Raw genomic sequence first — 21,552 nt, 5'->3', positions numbered from 1 at the left:
AAAGAAATCAAGAATGCTATTAATGACATTGGTTCTCCTTTTCTTAGCTATAACGTTTGCATAACCAGCACAGATATTAATCTGGGTCATAGCTTTGCAATTGTGGCTGGTTCATGCATTTGTGCTATTATCCTCCATTTTCAACAGAGTCAAGGATTTCCTTTTCTTCCTTTGTAAGTTTCATTCTCTATCTTCTCCCAAGTATTTCTTTGTCATCTTTCGACTGGGGATAATCGTCTTCAGGAAGATGACGTAATTATCTTGAATGATAACTATACGCAGTTCGGTTAATTTGGCCACTGATTCCGTGCTTAATTGAGAAGTTCAGGGGAAATGACGGAGTTGCGCTTGATGACCTTTTTGAAGAATTTCTTCCAGGTTATTCCCCATTTATTCTGAAAGTACTTTCGTGGATCCATGGTTTCCGGGCCGCTAAAACGGGCAGTTGTCCGCTTGGCGAAATGGTAGACAAGGCTGTTTCCCACTCCTACGAAATGCCGGCATCCGTAATTATGCATTTTCATGGCAAGATCGGGGTCGCTGCCGAAACCCGGGAAATACTCCTCATCGAACCCGCCGATAGCCTCCCAGTCTTTTCTGGAAAGGAGAACAGGGGTCCAGGTACTGACCACATTGTATGGTCTTATGAGAGTTCTATACTCTTTTAGGAGTTTCTCTTCTTCGAAAACCGACGGGGAATCACCGTAATTACTGTTTCCAATGTAACATGGAGTGGAATTACCGGGTTCTATAGCCGTTCCGGATAGCCACAGCTTATCGGCAAGACCGAGATATCCCGCAAGTGCGGTATCCCAGCCGGGCAGAGGGTACATATCATCGTTCATGTAACAGATGAAATCTGTCGTTGCCAATTCCGCCGCTCTGTTGACTGCTGGACATACACCGGTGTTCTTTTCGGAACCACAGTACAATACGCTCTTACCCTCAGACCACTTTTCGCAGGATTTATCGAATTCGTTGAAGAAGATAATTATCTCATGAGGCACAGCGCTGTTTCTGGTGAGACCTCTGTACATGAGATCCAGGTATTCCAGATTCTTCCATGTCGGTACTACTACAGAAAACGGTTTCATACTCCTTCTTCGGGCCAGCCATTATCAATAAGATCCTTCAGTTTATCTGCCAGAGTCTCAACCGGTATTCTCATCTGCTCAAGGGAATCACGTTCGCGGATGGTGACCATCTTGTCATCAAGGGAATCAAAATCGTAGGTTATGCAGAAAGGCGTACCCGCCTCGTCCATTCTCCTGTACCGCTTTCCGATCGATCCCGTTACGTCGTACGTTACCGGGAAATGGGGTCTGATAGTATCGAAAACTTCCATCGCATTTTCGGAAAGCTTCTTTGAAAGCGGCAGTACAGCGGCCTTGATGGGGGCAAGATCGCGGTGAAGACCGAGAACAACCCTTTCTCTTCCTTCCACTTCCTCTTCGCGGTACGCGTCCAGCATAACGGCAAGCATCGTCCTTCCAATGCCTCCGCTTGATTCTATAACGTATGGAACGGTCTTTGTATTGTTAACCTGATCGTGATACGATAGATCCTGACCGCTACCTTCAATGTGCGCCTTCAGGTCGAAGTCGGTTCTGTTAGCTACGCCCTCAAGCTCACCCCAGCCGTTTGTAGCGAAAGGAAAAGTGTATTCTATGTCGAAACAGGAACTGGCGTAATGAGCAAGCTCACTGTCATCATGTCTACGGGTTCTCAGATTCCCGCTTTTTATGCCGAGTTCGTAATACCATTTCATTCTCTCGTCCAGCCAGAATTCAAACCATTTATCCGCCTCTTCGGGGAGACAGAAGAATTCCATTTCCATCTGTTCGAATTCCCTTGACCGAAAAACAAAATTCCGAGCAGTGATCTCGTTCCTGAAAGCTTTGCCCATTTGAGCTATTCCGAAGGGAAGTTTCTGCCTTGTCGCGGTTACGATGTTCCTGAAATTCGCGAAAATCGGCTGGCAGGTTTCCGGGCGGAGGTAGACAGTGGATGAATCGTCCTCCAGAGCGCCCATCTGTGTTTTGAACATAAGACCGAAATCCCTTGGTTCGGTCAAAGGTCCTCCACATTCAGGACAGGTGTCCCCTTCAATATGATCCAGCCGGAACCTGCTTTTGCATTTCATGCAGTCAACCATGGGATCATGAAAATTTTTCAGGTGTCCCGAAGCCTTCCAGACATCGGGATGTGTTATTATGGCTGAATCCATCCCCACAACGTTCATCCTTGTAGTTACCATGAAATTCCACCAGCTGTTTTCAATGTTCTTTTTCAATTCGATGCCCAGAGGGCCGTAGTCCCATGAGGATTGAAGCCCTCCATATATCTCTCCCGATTGAAAGACATATCCACGTCTTTTACAGAGAGATACAAGCTTTTTCATCAGGTCCGTAACATCAGCGGTCATTTTCAAGGGCCTCCAGTACTGAAAGTGATTTCAATTTCATTTTTATTTCCATATGTACTTCCGCGAATTTTCTCATAAGATCAAAACATTGCCTGTATCCGCCCTGCCAGAGTTTCAAATTTCGAACTTTGTCGAGCCTGCTGCTTCTTGATTTACGTATGAACGCTATAAGCCCGGGGGGGATCTTTTCGGAACTTTCGTCGCAGTTAGTGCAGACAATACCACCTGAAGCAGTATCCCACATCGATGAATTTCCTGGATTCCCTCCACATCGCGTGCATCGGTCGATCTCCATAGCGAAACCTGAAAGTCTTAAAGACTTCTCGATTCCGGAACATAACACAGGCCAGTAAGGAGCGCCTGCGTCGAAGTTATCAAGAACGCCGCTTATAAGATGGAACATGGGATGAGAAGGCTCGCTGCCTGATATCGTGTTTAAAAGCCATTCAATGAAAACGCAGGAATGAACAAAGGCATCAGGATTGCCGCGGATTGATTCATAATGGTTAAGAACTGTGGCTTCAGTGGCTGTATCCATTTCTCTGCCTTCGCGACGGGAAAGAGAAATATCCACCATAGAAAGAAGCTCAAGTCTCCCATAGAAAGAGCTTTTCGGCCTGAGGGCTCCTTTGGCTATTGCGGAGATCCTTCCGAAGTCCAACGAATACAGAGTCAGTATCAGTGATGATTCACTCCATCGAACTCTGCGAATAACAAATGACGGAGTTGTGACTCTAGCCTGCATTATCTCCCGCGATACCAACTGGCTCTACTCTGACATAAAGAATTCGCTGTGCCTTTATCTGTTCAACGGTGAATATGTAGCCGGATAGCTCGGCCGCATCATGCTGCCGGGGAATTTTGCCCATAAGCTGGTAAACCATTCCTCCAAGGCTTTCATAGTCTACGTCTTCGAAAGTGGTGTCGAGTAGTTCGTTCAGATCGTCAATGGGTATGCGGGCATCCAGAATATAAGAGTTGTCATCGAGTTTTCTTACGAGAAGAGCTTCTTTGTCGTATTCGTCAAGTATCTCGCCGAAAACCTCTTCCATTATGTCTTCTATTGTGACGAGTCCTGCTGTTCCGCCATATTCGTCGACAACCACAGCCATATGAATTCTGTTCGACTGAAACTCGCGAAGGAGTTCATCGATTCTTTTGTATTCGGGAACGAAGTAAGGTTTCCTTAAAATGTCTCTCAACTTAAAATTATTTTCATCTTCCGAAAGAAGAACAAGAATATCCTTGGCATACAGCACTCCGCGGATGTTGTCTATTTTTTCTTCGTAAACGGGTATTCTGGAGTGACCGGCTTTTTTCAGTTCATCGAATATCGTTGATAGATCTGCTTTTATCTCCACGCAAATCATGTCGATCCGTGGAACCATGACTTCCCTTACGATCTTGTCTGAGAAATCGATAATACTGTCCATGAGTTCCTGCTCTTTTTCATATTCCCCCGGATCACCCTTTTCCCTGCGCCGTTCCAGCCAGATGACGTCCGGAGGAGTAATGAACCAGTCAATAAAATCGGGATTCGTGTCCCTGTTTAATCCGAAAAGAAGAAGAGCAGGTAGGCGGAAAGGGAGAGAGATCATCCAGTAGGGAGCCTTCAGTATGGATAGAACGCGAAGGGCATTCTTTTTTGCGATAAGAGATGGCAGTATTACCGAAAGAATGAAAGCCGCTAGAACAAGGATGAGAGTTATAGCCCAGTATGGCAAGGATATATGTAAAGAAATATCCCCTGCCAGCAGTATTGCGCCCACTCCGGAGGAAACCGTACCGGCAAAATTCATCAGCCGGAGTATACCCAGGTGAAAAATGGCCGCATGTCTGCGTTCGGAAGTATCCCTGCCTTCCGAGAGAGTAAGCTCAGGTATGCAGGATCTGATTCCCGATGATAGGAATAAAACTGAAAGACCTGCTATATACAGCGTGGCTGTGGTAATCAATTTTCAGCCTGGTTTCTAAGGGCATTTGCAACAAGAGAATCAACTTTCCGGCTCATAATGCCAGCATCCTTCTCGTTACGGTGGGAATATCCTTTAAGGTGCAGATACCCGTGAAAGATCCTTTCAAGAAGTTCTTCAAATGGAGGGAAGAGCCGCCCGTCAACGAAAATCGTACCTTCCGGTCTGTCCTCATCGTTTAAAGCCAGATCAAAAGTAAGGACATCAGTTGCTTTGTCAAGGTGACGGTACTTCCTGTTAAGAACTCTTAGATAACCCGGGTCAGCAAGGACAATTTCAACGGAACCATCCATCTGGTTCCCTATCAGGCTCTCAAGCTCATCTTTGTCGAAGCCGGCATTCTCAAGGATTATGCTGATTTCAGTCATTTGAATCACCAATTGGATAATTGTCTACCCTCTTATAAAATTTGCTTTCCAGGACTGACGTGAACACTTTCACAATTGTCTTGAGATTTCTTCGAGTAAGGTGACAGTCATCAAGTTCACCCTCAAGGTCTTTTTGATCTACAATCTTAGCAACCAGTTCAGCTACTTCATCGGGAGAGGTCAGATTCTTGGTGATTGACGCAGTCTGATCCGCAAGCATGACAAGGGCCGCCTCTATGGTAAAGGGTCTCGGGCCGGGATATGAAAAGTCACTCTTTTTTACACTTTGCGGATCACTTGATTCCTGAAGTGCTTTATTGTAGAAGAATTTGGTGAGACCAACTCCATGATGCTGCTGAATAATATCGATAACAGCCCGGGGAATCTTTGCCTTTTCCGCGAGCTCCACTCCATTTTTCACATGTGCGATGATTTTTCCGGCGCTATCCCGAGGGTTCATACTGTCATGAGGATTTTCCATGTTTCTTTGATTCTCAATGAAAAGCTCAGGGGCATTCATCTTGCCTATGTCATGGAAATATCCTCCTGCGGAAGCGAGTGATTCCCAGGCATCAATTGCCCCCGCTGCCCGGCTGGCAAGCTCAGCGACAGTCTGCGAGTGATTCCATGTTCCCGGAGCGATATCCCGCATATGCTTTAGAAGAGGGTGGTCGGTTTTGTTCACTTCATCGATGGAAAGGACAGTGTAAACTCCGAAAATTCGTTCGAAAAGGAAAAGAAGCGCATTTGCGGAACCTATACCAATAACGGGAACAAGCAGAAGCCCCAGCATAGATTCCATTGGTGACGATGGGTAGAGTGAGGTATTATACATGTGAAGAAGAAGATAAACAGCGATACCTCCGGTAGCCGACAGACCTATCGCTACAGGGATACTGCGCCTTTCCCTGACATCCCATACGGTGAGAGTAGCCAGAATACCTGAAACAGCCGAAATCAGCACAACGGAGTAGGGATGAGGATGAACGAGGCCGAGAAGTAAAGAGAAGAACAGGGTGAAAAAAATCGCATGTCTTCTATGAAAGAAAATACTGGTCATGGCTGCTCCGAATGTAACCAGCGTATAACAGGGATAACCAGTACTGTTCTTAAGCGCCAGCCATAGGGTTCCGGTTGTGGCAAGGGATATTATCCAGATAACACCAAGGAGAAGAAAACGATTGGTTGATTCCCATGTATCCGGCATGATGTCATGAACGTAGAAGAATGCTACTCCCATTAGTAGGATAACGAGAAGCAACAGACATGAAACATGATTGAAGAAGAGGCTTTCCATAGGAGTGTTTTTCAGGTAGTCAAGATATTCGATGGTTCTCGAAGTCACCGGTTCGTTAGCTTTCAGAAGGATACTTCCCGCAGTTATCGTTGTATCAATATTACTGATTCCTGCAATGACGGTTTCCGCGTTCACCTGCCTGGACGAATCGTTCACGATGAGATTGGGCAGAAGAATGGATGATATCTCGTTGAGGTCACCGCTGGGAAGATCCCATCTCCCCATTCTTATCTCAAGAATTTCTCTTACATCCTCTATTTCGTTAAGATCGAAAAGCTGTCTATCCTCTGTGCTGGAGGAACCCAGGATAACGGCCTGTTCTCCGCTGTAGAATTCACGCACGTTGTCAAGGTCGAACACTCCGTCTTCGTAAATCGATGAAAGTTCCCCAACCATACCCCTTGCGAAAGATGAGTCGTAGGTTGTCAGAAGCATCAGGGGATAAAGCCTGTCTCTCAGGGGTTGCCAGACAGTTTCGTCGTACTTCAGATGTACAGGAATCGATTCGAGCATTTCATCGCGAATTTCATCGAATTCCTCATCGTTGTATGGAAGATTAAAATCAAATGGAGCAACGATATCATTAGGAATAGTCTGACCGATAGTAAGCTCAAGATCAATAATATGGTGGTCAGGCATGAAAAACAGGTAAAAGGTGCCTAAGAACACAGCAGTAATAAGGCTGCCGATAAGTATGTTTCTTATTTTCATTGTAACGGAATCTGTTGAAATTCGTGAAACCTGCAAATAACTGTCATTGGAGATCCTCTTTGCTTTCGTCCGAATCGCGTTCAAAAGCCGCAATAATCCTCTGGACAAGAGGGTGTCTTACAACATCGTTCTGGTCAAGGTATGTAAACTCGATTCCTTTTATACCTGAAAGGATTTTTCTTATTAACACAAGCCCGGATGATGAAGTTGGCTTCAGGTCTATCTGTGTGATGTCGCCCGTTATAATTGCTCTCGAACCGTATCCGAGCCTTGTCAGGAACATCTTGAGCTGTGTTATGGTGGTATTCTGAGCCTCATCGAGAATAACGAAGGCGTTGTTCAGGGTTCTGCCTCTCATATACGCGAGGGGAGCAACTTCAATAATCCTGTTATCTATTGATCGACGCACCCTTTCCGGGGATAGAGTGTCATCAAGGGCATCATATACGGGTTTCAGATAAGGATCTATCTTTTGCTGGAGATCTCCCGGGAGGAATCCCAGGCTTTCTCCCGCCTCAACAGCAGGCCTCGAAATAATTATTCTTTCAGCCTCACCGTCAGTAAGAGAGGACACAGCACTGGCAACAGCGAGAAAAGTTTTTCCAGTACCGGCTGGACCTATGCAAAAGACTATTTCTGAATCTCTTATAGAACGCAAGTATTCTTCCTGTCCGGACGTTTTCGGAAGGATTCGCCCCGCACGTCCCGGAACGGAGAGTTCAAGAGATACGTCATGCTTTCCCGGAAAACACAATGCGGCATTAATACTGTGATCGCTGAGTATGCCGGAGACTTTAAGCTCATGTTCAAGCCTTACAATAACGGCTTTTGCCTTCTCCACCGCTTCTCTGCTGCCGGAGATGCTAAGGTATCCGTCTCTGTAAATAGCTTTAATGCCAAGAGCTTTGCATATATTTCGAAGGTTAATGTCTCCGGTACCGAAGATTCTGGCTGCGGATTCCCTTTGAAGGGCAATTTTTGCTTCTTCTGTTGAAAGATCGTGCACTTAACTAATACTTTCAGATAAAAGGAAAGCTCTCCACAAGAATTGTGAAGAGCTGTCCATTTCCGCTGATAATTCTAGCGTGATCCTCCGAAACTCGCCGAGCGAGTGATGTCAAGAACCTGTCCAGGGTAGATCAGGTTAGGATCGCTGATTATGTCGCGATTAGCTTCGTAAAGCTGTGGCCACATACCTCTGTCGTCGTAAACTCTGCTGAATCCAGCAATCTTACCGAGGAAATCTCCCTCGATAACGGTGTAACTGCTGAGCATCGGTAGCGGTACCCAGAGAGTATGTCCCGCGTAGATAAGATTGGCGTCACTGATGGTGTCGCGGTTGCGTTCGTAGATGAGAGGCCATTGTGAACCATCACCGTAGTTGTAGTGATAGGATGCAATTGTCCAGAGACATTCTCCATCAAGAATGGTATGCCGGACACCGGCGCTGCGCAAACGAGCGATTTCGGCCCTGAGGGCGTTGATCTCGCTTGTGAGTTCAGCGATTCTGGCATCAACGATTGCATGTTCTTCTCTGAGAGGAAGAACCTGAGGCTCAAGCTCGGCTATGCGAACATCGGCCTCGGCTTTTCTCCATTCCCAGTACGCGATCTGAAGATGAATGTCATCGTTTCCCATTGCTTCAATTTGTGCTTGTGAATAAGCAGAAAGTTCCTCGGCAGTCCAGGTCTTGGCAAGACCCGTAGATGCAAGGCCGAGGCAAATCATCAGAGCTAATACTATTGTACGCTTCACTGGTTTCCCCTTTCCTTGCTAACGGCCTGCGCCGCCGAGTGCATGATATTCCTGCTGAAGTTCAGCAAGTTCTGCTTCGAGTGCAGTAATCTGTTCAAGTTCATCAGCAATGTGACCCGGAAGAGTTTCGAGTTCTTCCTCAAGGCCATCTGCTCTGGCTTCTGCAGCGAGAGCTGCTGCGCGTGCATCGTCTCTTGCCTGAAGTTCTGCGGCGCTTGGTCCACATGCTGCAAACAGCAGGGACACGCTCAGGAGTCCAAGACAGAACCATTTTGTTCTCGCCTTGAGCATACCTGGCACCTCCTCTCGATTTAGTTTGGTTTACGTTATTTACGGTAATACAAAAGTACGCATACATTTTCATATACTCGTACGGCTAAACACCAATATAGAATCTTAACGAAATAGTATTTGATGTCAAGAAGAATCTAGCATGAAGATTCAACTTGCTTTCAAATGCACCTTGGAGTAATATAAATATGCGAAAAGGCCAATTGCTAGTCCGGCAATGTCCGCAATAAGATCTCCCGCGGAGCAATCTCTTCCAGGAACAAAACTCTGGTGTATCTCATCACTGACAGCATAAATAACCCCGAATGTGAACAGGACAGGGGCAGGATGAAAACCACGGCAGAGATCCCGGTTGATAATCATCGAGATGAACAGAAGAAAAAATATCCCGGCATGAAAGACCTTGTCCTGATGAGGGAAAAGAGGTGGAATCACCTCTAATGAAGGTTGATGGCTGAGGTAAAATATTCCTCCCAGCATTAAGAGCAGAGAACCTCTTTTTACTGTTGTGATAAAGCAACTCTTCGAAGGCATCATCTTTTCTCGGGGACTGCAAGCCCGATTTTTCTAACAATGCAGGTACCCGGGCCGGATGCTGAAGCTTCCTTAACGATTTTTTCCGCTTCCATGCTTAAAAGCAGAACCTTTCTGTTAACGTGGGTATACGCACTGCCTACGGAGGCGGATACCGATACAAAAGAATCAGCTGTCCTCCTTCTGTATTCAAACGACAGAGCATCCGTCACTCTCTGGCTCATGGCTTCCATCACAGCCTTCCCTGCCTTGGGAATGCAGGCCGCGAAACTATCCGGTCCTATCCTGGCAATGAAAACATCATCCGGGAAACAGTTACGGAAAATGATTGCTGCATTCGTAAGAAGACGATCTCCCTCTCTGTAGCCAAGTTTCTGGTTTAATGAATCAAATCCATCTAAATCTGCTACAATTACCCCTACATACCAGCCATATGTCTGCACTTCTTTCGCCATCTGATGCAGGTGACTGTTAAAAAGAGTTATGCCGGGAAGACCGGTTAAAGTATCTTTTCCAGAAATAGTTAAAAACCTTTGCCTCAATCCGGCAAGTTCTTCTCTCATAGAGAAAATTTCCGCTGCTACAAGCAGAATCGCTTCGTGATGCTGCATGAAAGCGTTATCGGTTTCATGTTCCGCCATAATAAGGGCGATAACTTCCCTGTCTCTGACTACAGGAACTCCCATACAGCTTCCAGTTCTATCTTGCATGTCTGATTTGACAGTGAAAGCATTTACACTGTTTTCACCGTACTTAATTCTGGAACGTCTACAGGGCACCCTGTTCTTCACAATCCATCCAGCCATTCCAGCGGAACTGTCGAAGACCTTCCCCCGGCGCCATCTGGCAAGGGGGCCTCTGGAAACCCATACCCTTGTTCTGCCGTGCGAACTATCAACATCGGCTACTGAAATAGTAGAGTCAGGTACTATTCCGGATAGAATACCTGCCATTTCGTGTACAGTTTTATCCAGACTCTCTTCATTGCATGCGGAAACTAGCTTTGCCATCCATGAAAAGTCATCCGAAGGGGGAAAGCGTTCTCTGTTACCTGACGCTTGAAAAAATCCGGACAGTTTCGCGCGGATGGTCTGTCTCCAGAAAAATCCTGAAGCAAAAACCCTTCGAGTGTATTATCTCCCATTAAAGGACACAGGACGATCCAGAGCGACCCCTCGTCTTCAAGTCGAGGAAAACGATAAGGAGTAAGTTCAGACCGCTCTTCTTTGGAGTTCACTCTGATTGAAACTGTTTCTTTGCTGTTCTCAACAATTCTCGCGAGCCTGTGCTGGGACGGAATCATGAACTTTGAAATAACTGCATTATCCGCCGCGATGTACTCTGTAAGCCGGAAAAATCCATTATCGCTTCGAGTAAAAAGGCACGTTGAATCCGCTTTGCTATTCCTGTGCATAATATTGAGAAGGGGGTATGAGGTATTTGAGTCAATCAGCGTGGAGGTCTTATCCCTTTTCTTCGATCTCCCGTCTCTCTCGCAGGGTTCAGCTTTTCCAGAAGAGAATTCTCTTTCCATGAGCCAATCCGAAGTCAGTCCGAAAATGAAAGGAACCAGAAGTACCTTCAATGCCGGGAGAAGTAATGGAATAAGCCTGGAAATAAATGAATCCCCTCCGGTCCAGATCGAGGCGTTTAAAAGAGAGAAAGCCTCAACAAGACCTATAAGAAGGCCGAGTTCAGTCGCCTCTCCTGATATTGAAGGCAATGCTGCCCACATCAGAAACAGCAGATAGGCGGAATAGAAAATGCTTCCGGAACCTCCCGTAAGCTGTACACTGACAAGAAGACCCGCGCAGATCCAGTATAGCGTGATTTTACCATCTGTCCATGCAGTTTTCTTCTGAACCAGCATTGCAAGTGCTGCTGAAAGCAGAAGCAGGCTTGTTCCAAGAAGAAGAATAGCCGGGTCATGATCACTGATAAGGAATCTGCCGGAAGCCAGCACAAGAAATAGCAGGAGTATAACAGCGTATCCGGGAATTCTCAGGATTCTCAAAGCGTTCTCTCTTCGGTTGTTCTGCAATTGTAAGGGATAGGAGCTATCTCGAATATGTGGAAACAGATGGTTGAAGTCCCAACGGGATTTTGCTCCTGTACCGCAGGGGGTTGACGACCAGCATAAAATTTCAGATTTTTGGGGTACTTCTCTGGAAGCCGTTGAATAATCCCCTTGTACCGCTCAACAAAAAAACTTTTATAGCCTGAGAACGCATAACTTTCAAGAAATTCAGTACCGGCTTTCTTAGTCGGCACTTTCGATCAATGTATTTCACCGGTCAAACCCGAACTGAAGAGGATAAATGAGCCGAAAACCACAGCCCGGACTATCGCAGAACGACCTTGAAGGAAAGACACTTGTTGAACTTCAATCCATAGCTAAGGAAAAGGGACTAGATAAAGTAAGCGGTATTCGAAAGAAAGATCTTATAGTGAAGCTGCTTGAAAAGAAAACGCAAAGTAACGGTTTTGAATTTTCAACAGGAGTGCTTGAAGTTCTTTCAGATGGATATGGTTTTCTTAGATCTAACGAAGGCTGTTACCTTCCTTCTTCAACGGATATATACGTGTCACCATCTCAGATCAAACGATTTTCCCTGGGTACTGGAGATACTATTTCGGGTCAGGTGAGAAACCCAAAAAACGGAGAGAAGTACTACGCTCTTCTAAGGATAGAAAGTGTTAACGGAAAAAGTCTGGACGATTTAAAAGACAGACCGTCATTCGACAAACTTACTCCTTACTATCCGGAAGAAAGGTTTGATCTGGAAACTACCCCTGACAACATGTCAGGAAGAATTCTTGACCTTCTCGCCCCCATAGGCAAGGGACAGAGAGCTTTGATAGTGTCTCCTCCAAGGGCTGGAAAAACAATTCTGCTTCAGCATCTCGCAAACAGCATTTCGGCGAACCATCCCGACACGAAACTTCTAATACTTCTAATTGATGAACGCCCCGAAGAAGTTACAGACATGAGAAGACATGTTAATGGAGAAGTAATAGCGTCCACATTTGATGAAGCTCCCAAAAGACATATTCAGATAGCTGATATCGTTCTTGAGAAGGCAAAGAGGCTTGTTGAAAGCGGTTACGATGTTGTGATTCTTCTTGATTCCATAACAAGGCTTGCAAGGGCGAACAACCAGGTGATGCCCCATTCGGGTAAAATCCTTTCGGGGGGAGTGGATTCCAACGCCCTTCAGAAACCTAAAAGGTTCTTCGGAGCGGCAAGGAATATTGTTGAAGGAGGAAGCCTTACAATAATAGGTACTGCGCTCGTGGATACCGGAAGCAGGATGGATGAAGTTATATTCGAGGAATTCAAGGGAACAGGCAATTCGGAGATAGTCCTTGACAGACGTCTTGCAGACAGAAGAATATGGCCTGCGATTGATATAACAAAATCGGGCACCAGAAAAGAAGAACTTCTGGTTGACGAAGAAAGCCTGAGCAGAATATGGATCATGAGGAAGATTCTTGTTGACATGAACCCGGTGGAAGCCATGGAAGTCTTGAAGAAGCAGCTTTCAAAGCACAAATCGAACAAGAGATTTCTTGACGCAATGGGTACCATGTCGGAATAAAACCGGTGATTCTGCTTGAAAACACGGAGGAATTAAATTGAAAAAGGATATACACCCGAAGTACAATGAAGTAACATTTACCTGTACTTGCGGAAACAAGATCAAGACCCGTTCAACGGGCGATGACAAAAGGTTCGATGTCTGTTCTAACTGCCACCCCTTTTACACGGGGAAACAGAAACTTGTTGATTCTGCAGGAAGAGTAGACAAGTATCTTAAGAGGTATGGAAAAAAAGAGGATAGCAACCAGAAATAACTGTTGAATCTTTATACGGCCTGAAGGGGGAGTAAAAGCTCCCCCTTCCTTATTCCGTTTCAAAGGGCACACAGCAGTAGGAGAAAAATGAAGAATCCTGAAATAGACAAAGAAGCAGCTCCGGAGGAATCGAAAACAGGCGGCCAGGCCGTAATAGAGGGAGTAATGATGCGTTCTCCCTTTTCCAATGCTGTAGCTGTCAGAACTCCCGGAGGGCAGATCCTTGCCAAAAAACTGAAAATGAAGCAGCTCAAAGACGGAAGCAGAATCTGGACGAAACCCATTTTCAGAGGAGCAGCGGTTTTAATAGACACGCTCAGGCTTGGCATAAAAGCTCTTAACTGGTCAGCATTCATCGCTGAGGGATCCCCCAATTCAGAAAAGAAGGACGGAGTGAAGGGCAATTCAGGCTTAGGGACTTTCCTTACTACAGCCCTGGCATTCATGCTCGCAATAGTTCTTTTCGCCTGGCTGCCTTTGCAGAGCAGCAAATGGATACTTGAAAACGGTTCTTCCGCAGTCGGGCAGCAGTTCGGGATTCACATGCTTGCAGGTCTATTTCGGATTATCGCCTTTCTTCTCTATCTGGGCGCAATATCGTTCATGCCTGATGTCAAACGGCTTTTCATGTATCATGGTGCCGAGCATCAGACCATTCACGCCTGGGAGAAGGGACTCTCTCCCCTGGCTGAGAACGCTGTTGAGCAGAGCCCCCTGCATCAGAGGTGCGGTACCAGTTTTCTGCTGCTGGTCATGCTTGGCACAATACTGTTCTATGGAATCTTCGATTCTCTGGTCGTAGTATTGACAGGTACAAGTCCCAGCGCTTTTGTCAGGATACTTTACCATTTGCCTCTCATACCCCTTGTCATGGGACTGAGTTATGAGCTGCTGAAACTGGCGGACAGACATCTTGAAACCTCAGCGTTAGCAAGGGCGGTAACGGCTCCCGGACTGCTTCTTCAGAAGCTTACTACGAGAAAAGCGGGACTGGAAGAAATAAAGGTGGCGGTTGCGTCTCTATACGTTTCGCTGGGCAGGGATCCAGGGCCGGAAGTTGAGTTTTACAGCGAAGATAAGAGAGAAAGCCCCGAGGAGGAAAATGAAAGCCTCTGATATAGAATCCATGGAACAGAGAGTAAAAGAAATCGATGAAAGTCTCTGTTCTCCGGAAACGCTGAAAAGGCCTCCTCTTATCCGTTCTCTTACCGAAGAGCGCGCCAGGCTTTCAAGAATTCTGGGTACAGTTGAAAAGATTAATGAAGCAGGTTCATCCATCGAAGAAATGAAGGAGTACTTGAACGATGATGATAAGGAACTGGCGGATCTGGCAACCCTGGAGATACCTGTAATTGAAAAAGCACTTGGGGAACTGGAAGAAAAACTGAAAAAGCTTCTGATCCCCCCCGACCCCAACGACAACAGGGATGTGATAATAGAAATACGCTCCGGAACAGGAGGGGAAGAGGCAGCGCTATTCGCTGCGGACGTTTACAAAATGTACACCGCATTTTCGCAAAGGAACGGATGGTCACAGGAAGTTTTCAGCAGCAGCGGTACCGAAAAAGGAGGATTGAAGGAGATTACCTTCGCTCTCAGAGGAAAGGGTGTCTACCGCCGAATGAAGTTCGAAGCGGGCGTGCATAGAGTTCAGAGAGTACCCGAAACGGAAACCTCTGGAAGGATTCATACTTCCGCCTGTACAGTGGCGGTGCTTCCGGAGGCTGAGGAAGTAGAGGTTGAGATCAACCAGGAGGATCTCCGAATCGATGTCTACCGTTCTTCAGGACCGGGCGGACAGAGTGTTAACACGACAGATTCCGCAGTACGCATTACACATGTGCCCACGGGCCTGGTTGTTTCCTGTCAGGATGAGAAGAGCCAGCATAAGAACAAGGCCAAGGCATTGAAAGTACTTCGATCAAGACTGTTCGCTAAAAAGCAGGAAGAGGAAAGATCCAAGCGTGCTGAAGCCAGGAAAAGTATGGTTGGCTCCGGTGACAGAAGCGCTAAGATCAGAACGTACAATTTTCCCCAGGGAAGGGTTACCGACCATCGGATTCATCTTTCCCTGCATTCATTGAAAGAAATTCTCAGCGGAGACCTTGATCAGGTTATTAAACCGCTTAATGAAGCCGAGCAGGAACGAATCCTTTCGGAGGTTTCGTCGGGGTTGTGATAGTATGAAAGTTCTGGAAGTCTGCAGATGGGCTGAGAAGGAGTTCAGTGAACTCGAATCTCCCCGGCTGGAAGCTGAACTCCTCCTGTGCCATTTAATGAACTGGAAACGGCACGAACTATATCTGAACCATAGTAACGAAATCATTGATTCCAGCCTTAAGCAGTACAGAGAAATCGTCCTCAGAAGGAAAAACAGGGAACCACTTCAGCATATTACAGGCAGAGTTGATTTCCTGGGACGATCCTTCATTGCGGGGCGGGGCGCTCTGATAGCGCGCCCGGAAACCGAGTCTCTAACGGAGTGTTTCATAAAGGAACTCTCTTCACCATCTTACATTCTCGACGTTGGCACCGGGTCCGGTGTAATAGCGGTTTCTCTGGCCCTTGAATTTCCCGCTGCGGTGGTTATCGGAACGGATATCAGCCGGAAAGCCCTTACAATTTCGCAAAGGAACAGTGAACTTTTTGGACCCGATAATCTGTCATTTATCAGAACAGATCTTCTAAAAACGTTCGGAAGGGATTCCAGAATATTCGATGGGGTAATAGCGAACCTTCCCTACATTCCTTCGAGTCAGATTAGTGATCTTGAGCCCGAAGTCAGGAATGGGGATCCGCTTATTGCGCTTGATGGTGGAACGGATGGGCTGGAGCTGATCTCCAGATTAATTGATACTGTGCCTGGTATTCTCACAAAGGGTGGAATTCTCGCGCTTGAACTGGATCGGGAGCAGGTGGAACCGATTTCCGATATTCTGAGGAAAGATCCTATTTGGATGAGTGTTAAGACACTCCATGACCTTACCGGCCGCATGAGAATCATCATCGCCCGAAAGGGGTCGGACGCCACTTGCGGCACTTACAAAACCTGTTAACTGCAGATAATGAAGGTTACTGTCTCCGATACCTCCGAATCCTATTGCCTGGTTTACGCTGGAGCTGCTTGTGTAGATTGATTTAAATCGTGTATTACTCTATCCATAACGGTCTTTCAGATGCGATAAACTTGTAAAATATCTTCCAGGGATACATATTTCCTTACTGTATAGTATTGTGGTGTTGTGACAGGAGGATAATGGGCATCCGTATCAATAGATCCGGAACAAGAAAAGTTATTGCCGGAGGGCTGCCGATAGGTGGCGGATCACCAATATCCGTTCAATCCATGACGAACGTTCCTACAACCGATATAGATGCTGTCTGCAGCCAGATAGAAATGCTGGCAAAACGCGGGGCCGAAATCGTCAGGGTGGCAGTGCCGGATAAAGAGTCTGCTATTGCTCTGAGAAGTATTATCGAGAGATCAACAGTTCCAATTGTTTCGGACATACACTTCGATCCGGAGCTTGCCATAATGGCACTTGAAGCGGGAACGGATAAACTGAGGCTCAATCCGGGAAACATCAGACGAGAAGCTGATATCTGGAAAATCTCCGAAAAGGCATCGGAACTTCAGGTTCCCATCCGGATAGGAGTTAATTCCGGAAGTTTGCCGGGTGATCTCAGGGAAAAGTACGGAGGGGTGAACAGAGATTCAATGTGGGCTGCCGCGAAGAGACATCTGGAGCTGTTCGAAGAAGCGGATTTCAAGAATATTGTCCTCTCTCTGAAATCGAGCGATCCAACGCTTACCATTGAGGCAAACAGGCTGGCCTCCGCCGAATGCGATTACCCCCTTCATCTGGGAGTTACTGAAGCAGGCCCCCTTTTGACGGGAAGTGTTAGAAGCGCTGTAGCTCTTTCAATTCTGCTGGCTGAGGGTATCGGTGACACTGTAAGAATTTCGCTTTCGGGTTCGCCAGAAAAGGAACCTGTGGTTGGATGGGAGATTCTTTCTTCACTGGATATCAGGCAAAGGTTTCCAAGGGTAATAAGTTGTCCGACGTGCGCGAGAACCCGAATAGATGTTGCCGGAATTGCCGAATCCGTGCAGAAGGGGCTTGAGGGTAAAATCGGAAACATCACTATAGCAGTAATGGGGTGCGAGGTTAATGGACCGGGGGAAGCAAGAGACGCGGATGTAGCTCTCATCGGAACTCCATCGGGAATACAGCTTTTCATTGATGGGAAAAATGAAGAGATGATACCTGATTCCGACCTTGAAGGCTATCTTGAATCAATTGTAGATTCTTACATTCAGAAATCGTTAAAATAGCGGGAGGATAAGAAGTGGTCTCTAACAAAACAGTGAAAATTCAGCTTGAGAGAATTCTGAGCGAGAATTATGAAGAGCTTGATATCAGGTTCACCGATCTTGAAGGACACTGGCGTCATGTGACAGTACCGGCATCGATGGTGGATGAAGAGTTTTTTCTCAAAGGGGTAGGGTTTGACGGCTCCACTCTGACAGGAATGACCCGGACTGAAGCTGGAGACCTTATTCTAAGACCCGACCCGCACAGGGTTTTTGAAGATCCATTCACCGAAAGAAAAACGCTCGTGATTTTCGCTGACATTGTTAATCCGGAAAGCGGTGATGCCTTTTCCAGGGATCCGAGAGGAATAGCAAGGAAAGCAGTCACTTACCTCAAAGAGTCAGGTATAGCGACAGACAGTTACTGGGCACCCGAATTCGAGTTCTACATTTTCGATGAGGCAACCTTCTGGTCCGAGCGGGGAAGCCAGGGCTATCGTGTTGGCAGTATTGAAAATCCGGAACATTCAAAACTCCCTGAATCCAAGGGATTTGTTCATCCCTGCGAATCCGGATATCATATGATGTTTCCTGTGGACAGCCTTCACGATATAAGATCCGAGATTTCGAAGCAGATGCAGAAGGCTGGAATACAGATTAAATACCACCATCATGAAGTGGGCAGAATGGGGCAGAGTGAGGTTGAAGTGACTTTCACACCTTTTCTCAGTGCCGCGGATAATATCATGTTAACCAAACACATCGTCAGGAATGTCGCTCTCAGGTATGGTCTTTCCGCGACATTCATGCCCAAACCGGCAGAAGGAGAGCCGGGTTCAGGTATGCATTTTCACATGTTCATGACAGATAAACAGAAAAGGATATTCTTTGACCAGGATGGATATTGTTGCGCAAGCCAGACAGCCCTGAGCGCAATTGCTGGAATTCTTCATCACGCTCCCGCTATATGCGCCTTCAGCAACGCTACGGTCAACAGTTACCATCGGCTTGTTCCCGGACAGGAAGCACCCGCATACAGATTCTTCTCGGGCCCCAACAGAAGTGCTGCCGTAAGGATTCCATCCTATGCCAGAACGGCTGAATCAATACGGTTCGAGTACAGAGTTCCCGATGGAAGCAGCAATCCGTACCTTTCCATGAGCGCTATACTCATGGCCGCGATTGATGGAATGAAGAAGGAAATGAATCCGGAGGAACTCGGTTACGGCCCGATCGATGAGAATGTATTCACTGATGATTACAATACGGAAAACCTTCACAGACTACCCGCAAACCTTGGTGAAGCGCTTGATGCGCTGGAAACCGACAGGGAATTCCTTGAAGAAGGAAGCGTTTTCTCGAAGGAAATGATCGATTGTTATCTTGAGATGAAAAGGAACGAAGTAGCGAGTTTTCTGGGAAGCCCTCATCCGAGAGAGCATTCCCTCTATTTCAGTTTGTAGAAAAAGGAGAGAACAGATGAAGAAGATACTGTTCGTGATGTTTAGTGTACTTATTCTCGCTCTCGCATGCGGAGGAGAGCAGCCGATAGCTGATGAATCCACAGACGGAGACAACGAAGGGAATGCAGTCGCGGAGGCCGCGGAATACGTACTTCCCGAAGCCGATGTTTACATAACCATATCCAATTCGATTGGAATTGAGCTGGGAGACAGCAACTACGTATTCGGTCAGATAGTCGGAGCCGATGTAACTCCCGAGGGCAGGATAGCTGTACTGGATATGCAGCAATCCTGTATCAGCATATTCTCTCCATCGGGGGAATTCGTGCGGAGGATTGGCCGGCAGGGCAGCGGTCCCGGGGAATTTCTGCTTGCCAGCGGAATGTCGTTCTTCAGTGGAGAAAATGGCATCGTTGTTTCTGAAATGCCAGTTGTAGATTCTCTTGAACCCGGAGCCGTGGTTTCGGACGGGATGGCGGGAAAACTGATCTATTTTGATACCGATATGGAATACATGATGGATGTTCAGGGCTTCTTTCCGTCACCACCCACTTCTCTCACAGCCGTGAATGGTGGTGATATTATCGGCATGAAACCAGAATTCCTTCAGAACGAGGAAGGCATGTTCCTTGGTTTCACCGTTGCAAGATGGGAATTGGGTGAAACAGAGCCGTCAGTAATCTATTTCGAAAGCATGTCACCCTTCGACCCTTCGGACCTGAGTTCAATGCAGGGAGATGTTGTCGTCTTGGGGGCTACGCCCGAGGGAATCGTTTTTACCGCGCCTATGTCCTCGGAACTGTACGAATTCGCCTCCTGGAATCCCGATGGGGAAGAACTATTCACCGTAACTGACGAGAATTTCGTGCGTGTGCTGAAAACACAGGAAGAGATCGATATAGAAACTGAAATGGTGAACAGCAGAATGGTCCAGGGAGGAATGCCCCCGGAGATGGCCAACTGGGAGCCCGATCCATACAGGATAGCAATAGCTGGGATTTGGGTAGATGGACTTGACAGATTGTGGGTAACAAAAGGGACAACCCTGACACCTTCCTATAACGTTTACGACATGGAAGGGAACCTTCTTTTCACCGCCGCACTCGATGCGGGCGAAAAGGCAAGCACATGGCAGACAGTAATCCGGGGAAACCGGATACTTGCCTTTGATGCCGATCCGGAGCATTACCCACAGATATTCATTGGAGATCTGCCGGGAACCGAAGATTACATAAAAACTGAGGATGAGCCCAGATAGCTCAACTCGTTAAACTATCAGTACCCGAACAGTAATATGAAGAAATGTCCTGCGCCCCTGCTGAAACAGGGGCGCAGCCTCTTCTATATATTTACTCTATAACGAACGAATAGCTTCCCTGACCATCGGATAATTCCAGATAGTACGTTCCGGCGGGAGAATTCTCCGGAAGGCTCATCTCGCATGTTACGCCTGCGGCAATGTTCGACTCGTAACCCAGATTATCCTGTTCGGGGCTGTACATATCAACATCGAGGGTTTCACCGTCATCCCCTGGAGTTACAGTAAATCCAACGATCTGCCCCTCCGCGATTTCAACGGAGAACCAGTCCTGCTCATCGTAGTCTCCGAGAAGACCTGTATACATATTTCCCAGCTCGACTGGAACGGCATCAACAGCCCTGTCACCAGCGTCTGTTCCGATTCCCGCGTCATCCTGCGAAGTAAGGCTTATTTCGAGAGTATAAGCCCCTTTACCGTCTGACACTTCCGCATAGTAAGTGTCTCCGGAAGAGGAACTCATTATTACTGTTTTGTTAACCGTAACGCCTGGATGAACATTCGATTCGTACCAGTAACAGTCCAGCTCGCTATTATATATGTCAATATCGATTGATTCCGTATCGTCACCCGGCGTAAACGTTAAAGTGAAAATATCGCCCTGTGGAATTTCGAACGCGTACCAGTCATTTTCGTCCAGATCTCCGACTTGTCCTTCAAACGGCACATCGGTGGCGATTTCAATTGCTTGTACAGCGCTGTTACCGGCATCGATACCGGAGTTTGCGTCGTTCTGCATCTGTTTGGAGAGTTCGATTGAATAAGTGCCCGGCTGCCCCTGCGATACTTCTACGTAATAGTCACCGCCTGCCTCAGCGGATGTCATATAGCTGAAAGTCTGCGTTACTGGAGGACGGACATTGCTCTCGTACCAGATACAATCCAGTTCGCCGTTCAGAACATCAAACGAAATTGCTTCCGCCTCGTCACCGGGAGCAAAAGTTAACTCAAAAGTCTCTCCCCCCTCAACGCTGAAGACGTACCAGTCCTCGTTTTCCTCAGTTTCGAGTTCGCCTGTTGTTGTGCCGACATCGATAGAAATTGCTTCAACAGCCGAGTTGGCTCCTCCCGCTTCCGCAGCCGGAGTTACGTCTGTGCTTTCTTCCTGACCAACAGTTTCAGTTTCTTCAACTGATTCGGTCTGTTCGGCGGGTTCTCCGCCACCACAGCCCAACAGGGAAAAAGCCGTGATACCGATAAACAGTATTACTATTCTTACTGCATTGTTCATAACAACATCCCTTCAA

At 46.9% G+C, this 21,552-nt stretch carries 21 protein-coding genes; 8 read left to right on the top strand and 13 right to left on the bottom strand.

Features of this window, described 5'->3' with window-relative positions; translation table 11 throughout:
* Positions 1-311: 311 nt before the first annotated feature.
* From K8S15_10660 to K8S15_10605, 12 genes are all read right to left on the bottom strand, one after another.
* Positions 312-1,094: a glycosyltransferase family 2 protein gene (locus K8S15_10660; GenBank protein ID MCD4776493.1), complete on the bottom strand. Its 783-nt coding sequence runs from the start codon at positions 1,092-1,094 to the stop codon at positions 312-314.
* Positions 1,091-2,425 carry a glycine--tRNA ligase gene (locus tag K8S15_10655; protein ID MCD4776492.1) on the bottom strand — a complete coding sequence of 445 codons (1,335 nt, stop codon included), beginning with the start codon at positions 2,423-2,425 and terminating at the stop codon, positions 1,091-1,093. Before K8S15_10655 ends, K8S15_10660 begins: the two co-directional genes overlap by 4 nt.
* On the bottom strand, positions 2,415-3,170 hold the full coding sequence (recO, locus tag K8S15_10650) for a DNA repair protein RecO (GenBank protein MCD4776491.1): 756 nt from the start codon (positions 3,168-3,170) through the stop codon (positions 2,415-2,417). The genes K8S15_10655 and recO overlap by 11 nt, the downstream gene beginning before the upstream one ends.
* The gene (locus tag K8S15_10645) at positions 3,160-4,380 is read right to left on the bottom strand and encodes a hemolysin family protein (GenBank protein MCD4776490.1); all 1,221 of its coding nucleotides are present in this window, start codon (positions 4,378-4,380) and stop codon (positions 3,160-3,162) included. The genes recO and K8S15_10645 overlap by 11 nt, the downstream gene beginning before the upstream one ends.
* Positions 4,377-4,766, bottom strand: coding sequence for an rRNA maturation RNAse YbeY (locus K8S15_10640; protein MCD4776489.1), 390 nt, complete (start codon positions 4,764-4,766; stop codon positions 4,377-4,379). The genes K8S15_10645 and K8S15_10640 overlap by 4 nt, the downstream gene beginning before the upstream one ends.
* A complete protein-coding gene (locus K8S15_10635; protein ID MCD4776488.1) occupies positions 4,759-6,774 on the bottom strand; it encodes an HDIG domain-containing protein in 2,016 nt (671 codons plus the stop codon). The genes K8S15_10640 and K8S15_10635 overlap by 8 nt, the downstream gene beginning before the upstream one ends.
* A 43-nt stretch (positions 6,775-6,817) precedes the next feature.
* Positions 6,818-7,780: a PhoH family protein gene (locus K8S15_10630; protein MCD4776487.1), complete on the bottom strand. Its 963-nt coding sequence runs from the start codon at positions 7,778-7,780 to the stop codon at positions 6,818-6,820.
* A 74-nt stretch (positions 7,781-7,854) separates the two neighbouring features.
* A complete protein-coding gene (locus K8S15_10625; protein ID MCD4776486.1) occupies positions 7,855-8,529 on the bottom strand; it encodes a LysM peptidoglycan-binding domain-containing protein in 675 nt (224 codons plus the stop codon).
* Positions 8,530-8,547: 18 nt separating this feature from the next.
* Complete coding sequence (locus tag K8S15_10620; GenBank protein ID MCD4776485.1) at positions 8,548-8,820, bottom strand: hypothetical protein; 273 nt, start codon at positions 8,818-8,820, stop codon at positions 8,548-8,550.
* A gap of 150 nt (positions 8,821-8,970) precedes the next feature.
* A complete protein-coding gene (locus tag K8S15_10615; protein MCD4776484.1) occupies positions 8,971-9,300 on the bottom strand; it encodes a VanZ family protein in 330 nt (109 codons plus the stop codon).
* Positions 9,301-9,353: 53 nt separating this feature from the next.
* A complete protein-coding gene (locus tag K8S15_10610) occupies positions 9,354-10,364 on the bottom strand; it encodes a diguanylate cyclase (protein ID MCD4776483.1) in 1,011 nt (336 codons plus the stop codon).
* On the bottom strand, positions 10,352-11,368 hold the full coding sequence (locus K8S15_10605) for a hypothetical protein (GenBank protein MCD4776482.1): 1,017 nt from the start codon (positions 11,366-11,368) through the stop codon (positions 10,352-10,354). The genes K8S15_10610 and K8S15_10605 overlap by 13 nt, the downstream gene beginning before the upstream one ends.
* A 304-nt stretch (positions 11,369-11,672) precedes the next feature.
* On the opposite strand from K8S15_10605, the gene rho reads away from it, so the two are divergent.
* The 8 genes from rho (at position 11,673) to K8S15_10565 (ending at position 20,245) form a co-directional block, all read left to right on the top strand.
* Entirely contained in the window at positions 11,673-12,953 is a 1,281-nt protein-coding gene (gene rho, locus K8S15_10600) for a transcription termination factor Rho (GenBank protein MCD4776481.1), read from the top strand.
* Positions 12,954-12,990: 37 nt separating this feature from the next.
* Positions 12,991-13,209, top strand: coding sequence for a 50S ribosomal protein L31 (rpmE, locus tag K8S15_10595; GenBank protein MCD4776480.1), 219 nt, complete (start codon positions 12,991-12,993; stop codon positions 13,207-13,209).
* Between the two features lie 87 nt (positions 13,210-13,296).
* Entirely contained in the window at positions 13,297-14,325 is a 1,029-nt protein-coding gene (locus tag K8S15_10590; protein ID MCD4776479.1) for a DUF1385 domain-containing protein, read from the top strand.
* Positions 14,312-15,388, top strand: a complete 1,077-nt coding sequence (gene prfA, locus K8S15_10585; protein ID MCD4776478.1) for a peptide chain release factor 1 — start codon at positions 14,312-14,314, stop codon at positions 15,386-15,388. The genes K8S15_10590 and prfA overlap by 14 nt, the downstream gene beginning before the upstream one ends.
* Before the next feature lie 4 nt (positions 15,389-15,392).
* Positions 15,393-16,265 carry a peptide chain release factor N(5)-glutamine methyltransferase gene (gene prmC, locus K8S15_10580; GenBank protein MCD4776477.1) on the top strand — a complete coding sequence of 291 codons (873 nt, stop codon included), beginning with the start codon at positions 15,393-15,395 and terminating at the stop codon, positions 16,263-16,265.
* 200 nt (positions 16,266-16,465) lie between these two features.
* Positions 16,466-17,545 (top strand): flavodoxin-dependent (E)-4-hydroxy-3-methylbut-2-enyl-diphosphate synthase, encoded by a 1,080-nt coding sequence (gene ispG / locus K8S15_10575; protein ID MCD4776476.1) that lies wholly within the window; start codon positions 16,466-16,468, stop codon positions 17,543-17,545.
* 14 nt (positions 17,546-17,559) lie between these two features.
* Entirely contained in the window at positions 17,560-18,987 is a 1,428-nt protein-coding gene (glnA, locus tag K8S15_10570; protein ID MCD4776475.1) for a type I glutamate--ammonia ligase, read from the top strand.
* Between the two features lie 16 nt (positions 18,988-19,003).
* Positions 19,004-20,245: a 6-bladed beta-propeller gene (locus K8S15_10565; GenBank protein ID MCD4776474.1), complete on the top strand. Its 1,242-nt coding sequence runs from the start codon at positions 19,004-19,006 to the stop codon at positions 20,243-20,245.
* A gap of 91 nt (positions 20,246-20,336) precedes the next feature.
* Here the strand turns inward: K8S15_10565 and K8S15_10560 are convergent, their stop codons facing one another.
* Entirely contained in the window at positions 20,337-21,536 is a 1,200-nt protein-coding gene (locus tag K8S15_10560; GenBank protein ID MCD4776473.1) for a hypothetical protein, read from the bottom strand.
* Positions 21,537-21,552: the final 16 nt, after the last annotated feature.

The organism is Candidatus Aegiribacteria sp. (assembly GCA_021108005.1).
Taxonomy (GTDB): Bacteria; Fermentibacterota; Fermentibacteria; order Fermentibacterales; family JCC-6; genus Aegiribacteria.
This window is presented reverse-complemented; position numbering and strand designations above follow the sequence as displayed.

Coding starts and splice junctions, on each gene's coding strand:
- K8S15_10660 (MCD4776493.1), bottom strand. CDS start 1,094: ATGAAACCGTTTTCTGTAGTAGTACCGACATGGAAGAATCTGGAATAC.
- K8S15_10655 (MCD4776492.1), bottom strand. CDS start 2,425: ATGACCGCTGATGTTACGGACCTGATGAAAAAGCTTGTATCTCTCTGT.
- recO (MCD4776491.1), bottom strand. CDS start 3,170: ATGCAGGCTAGAGTCACAACTCCGTCATTTGTTATTCGCAGAGTTCGA.
- K8S15_10640 (MCD4776489.1), bottom strand. CDS start 4,766: ATGACTGAAATCAGCATAATCCTTGAGAATGCCGGCTTCGACAAAGAT.
- K8S15_10635 (MCD4776488.1), bottom strand. CDS start 6,774: ATGAAAATAAGAAACATACTTATCGGCAGCCTTATTACTGCTGTGTTC.
- K8S15_10620 (MCD4776485.1), bottom strand. CDS start 8,820: ATGCTCAAGGCGAGAACAAAATGGTTCTGTCTTGGACTCCTGAGCGTG.
- K8S15_10615 (MCD4776484.1), bottom strand. CDS start 9,300: ATGCTGGGAGGAATATTTTACCTCAGCCATCAACCTTCATTAGAGGTG.
- K8S15_10610 (MCD4776483.1), bottom strand. CDS start 10,364: ATGGCAAAGCTAGTTTCCGCATGCAATGAAGAGAGTCTGGATAAAACT.
- rho (MCD4776481.1), top strand. CDS start 11,673: ATGAGCCGAAAACCACAGCCCGGACTATCGCAGAACGACCTTGAAGGA.
- K8S15_10590 (MCD4776479.1), top strand. CDS start 13,297: ATGAAGAATCCTGAAATAGACAAAGAAGCAGCTCCGGAGGAATCGAAA.
- prfA (MCD4776478.1), top strand. CDS start 14,312: ATGAAAGCCTCTGATATAGAATCCATGGAACAGAGAGTAAAAGAAATC.
- prmC (MCD4776477.1), top strand. CDS start 15,393: ATGAAAGTTCTGGAAGTCTGCAGATGGGCTGAGAAGGAGTTCAGTGAA.
- ispG (MCD4776476.1), top strand. CDS start 16,466: ATGGGCATCCGTATCAATAGATCCGGAACAAGAAAAGTTATTGCCGGA.
- K8S15_10565 (MCD4776474.1), top strand. CDS start 19,004: ATGAAGAAGATACTGTTCGTGATGTTTAGTGTACTTATTCTCGCTCTC.
- K8S15_10560 (MCD4776473.1), bottom strand. CDS start 21,536: ATGAACAATGCAGTAAGAATAGTAATACTGTTTATCGGTATCACGGCT.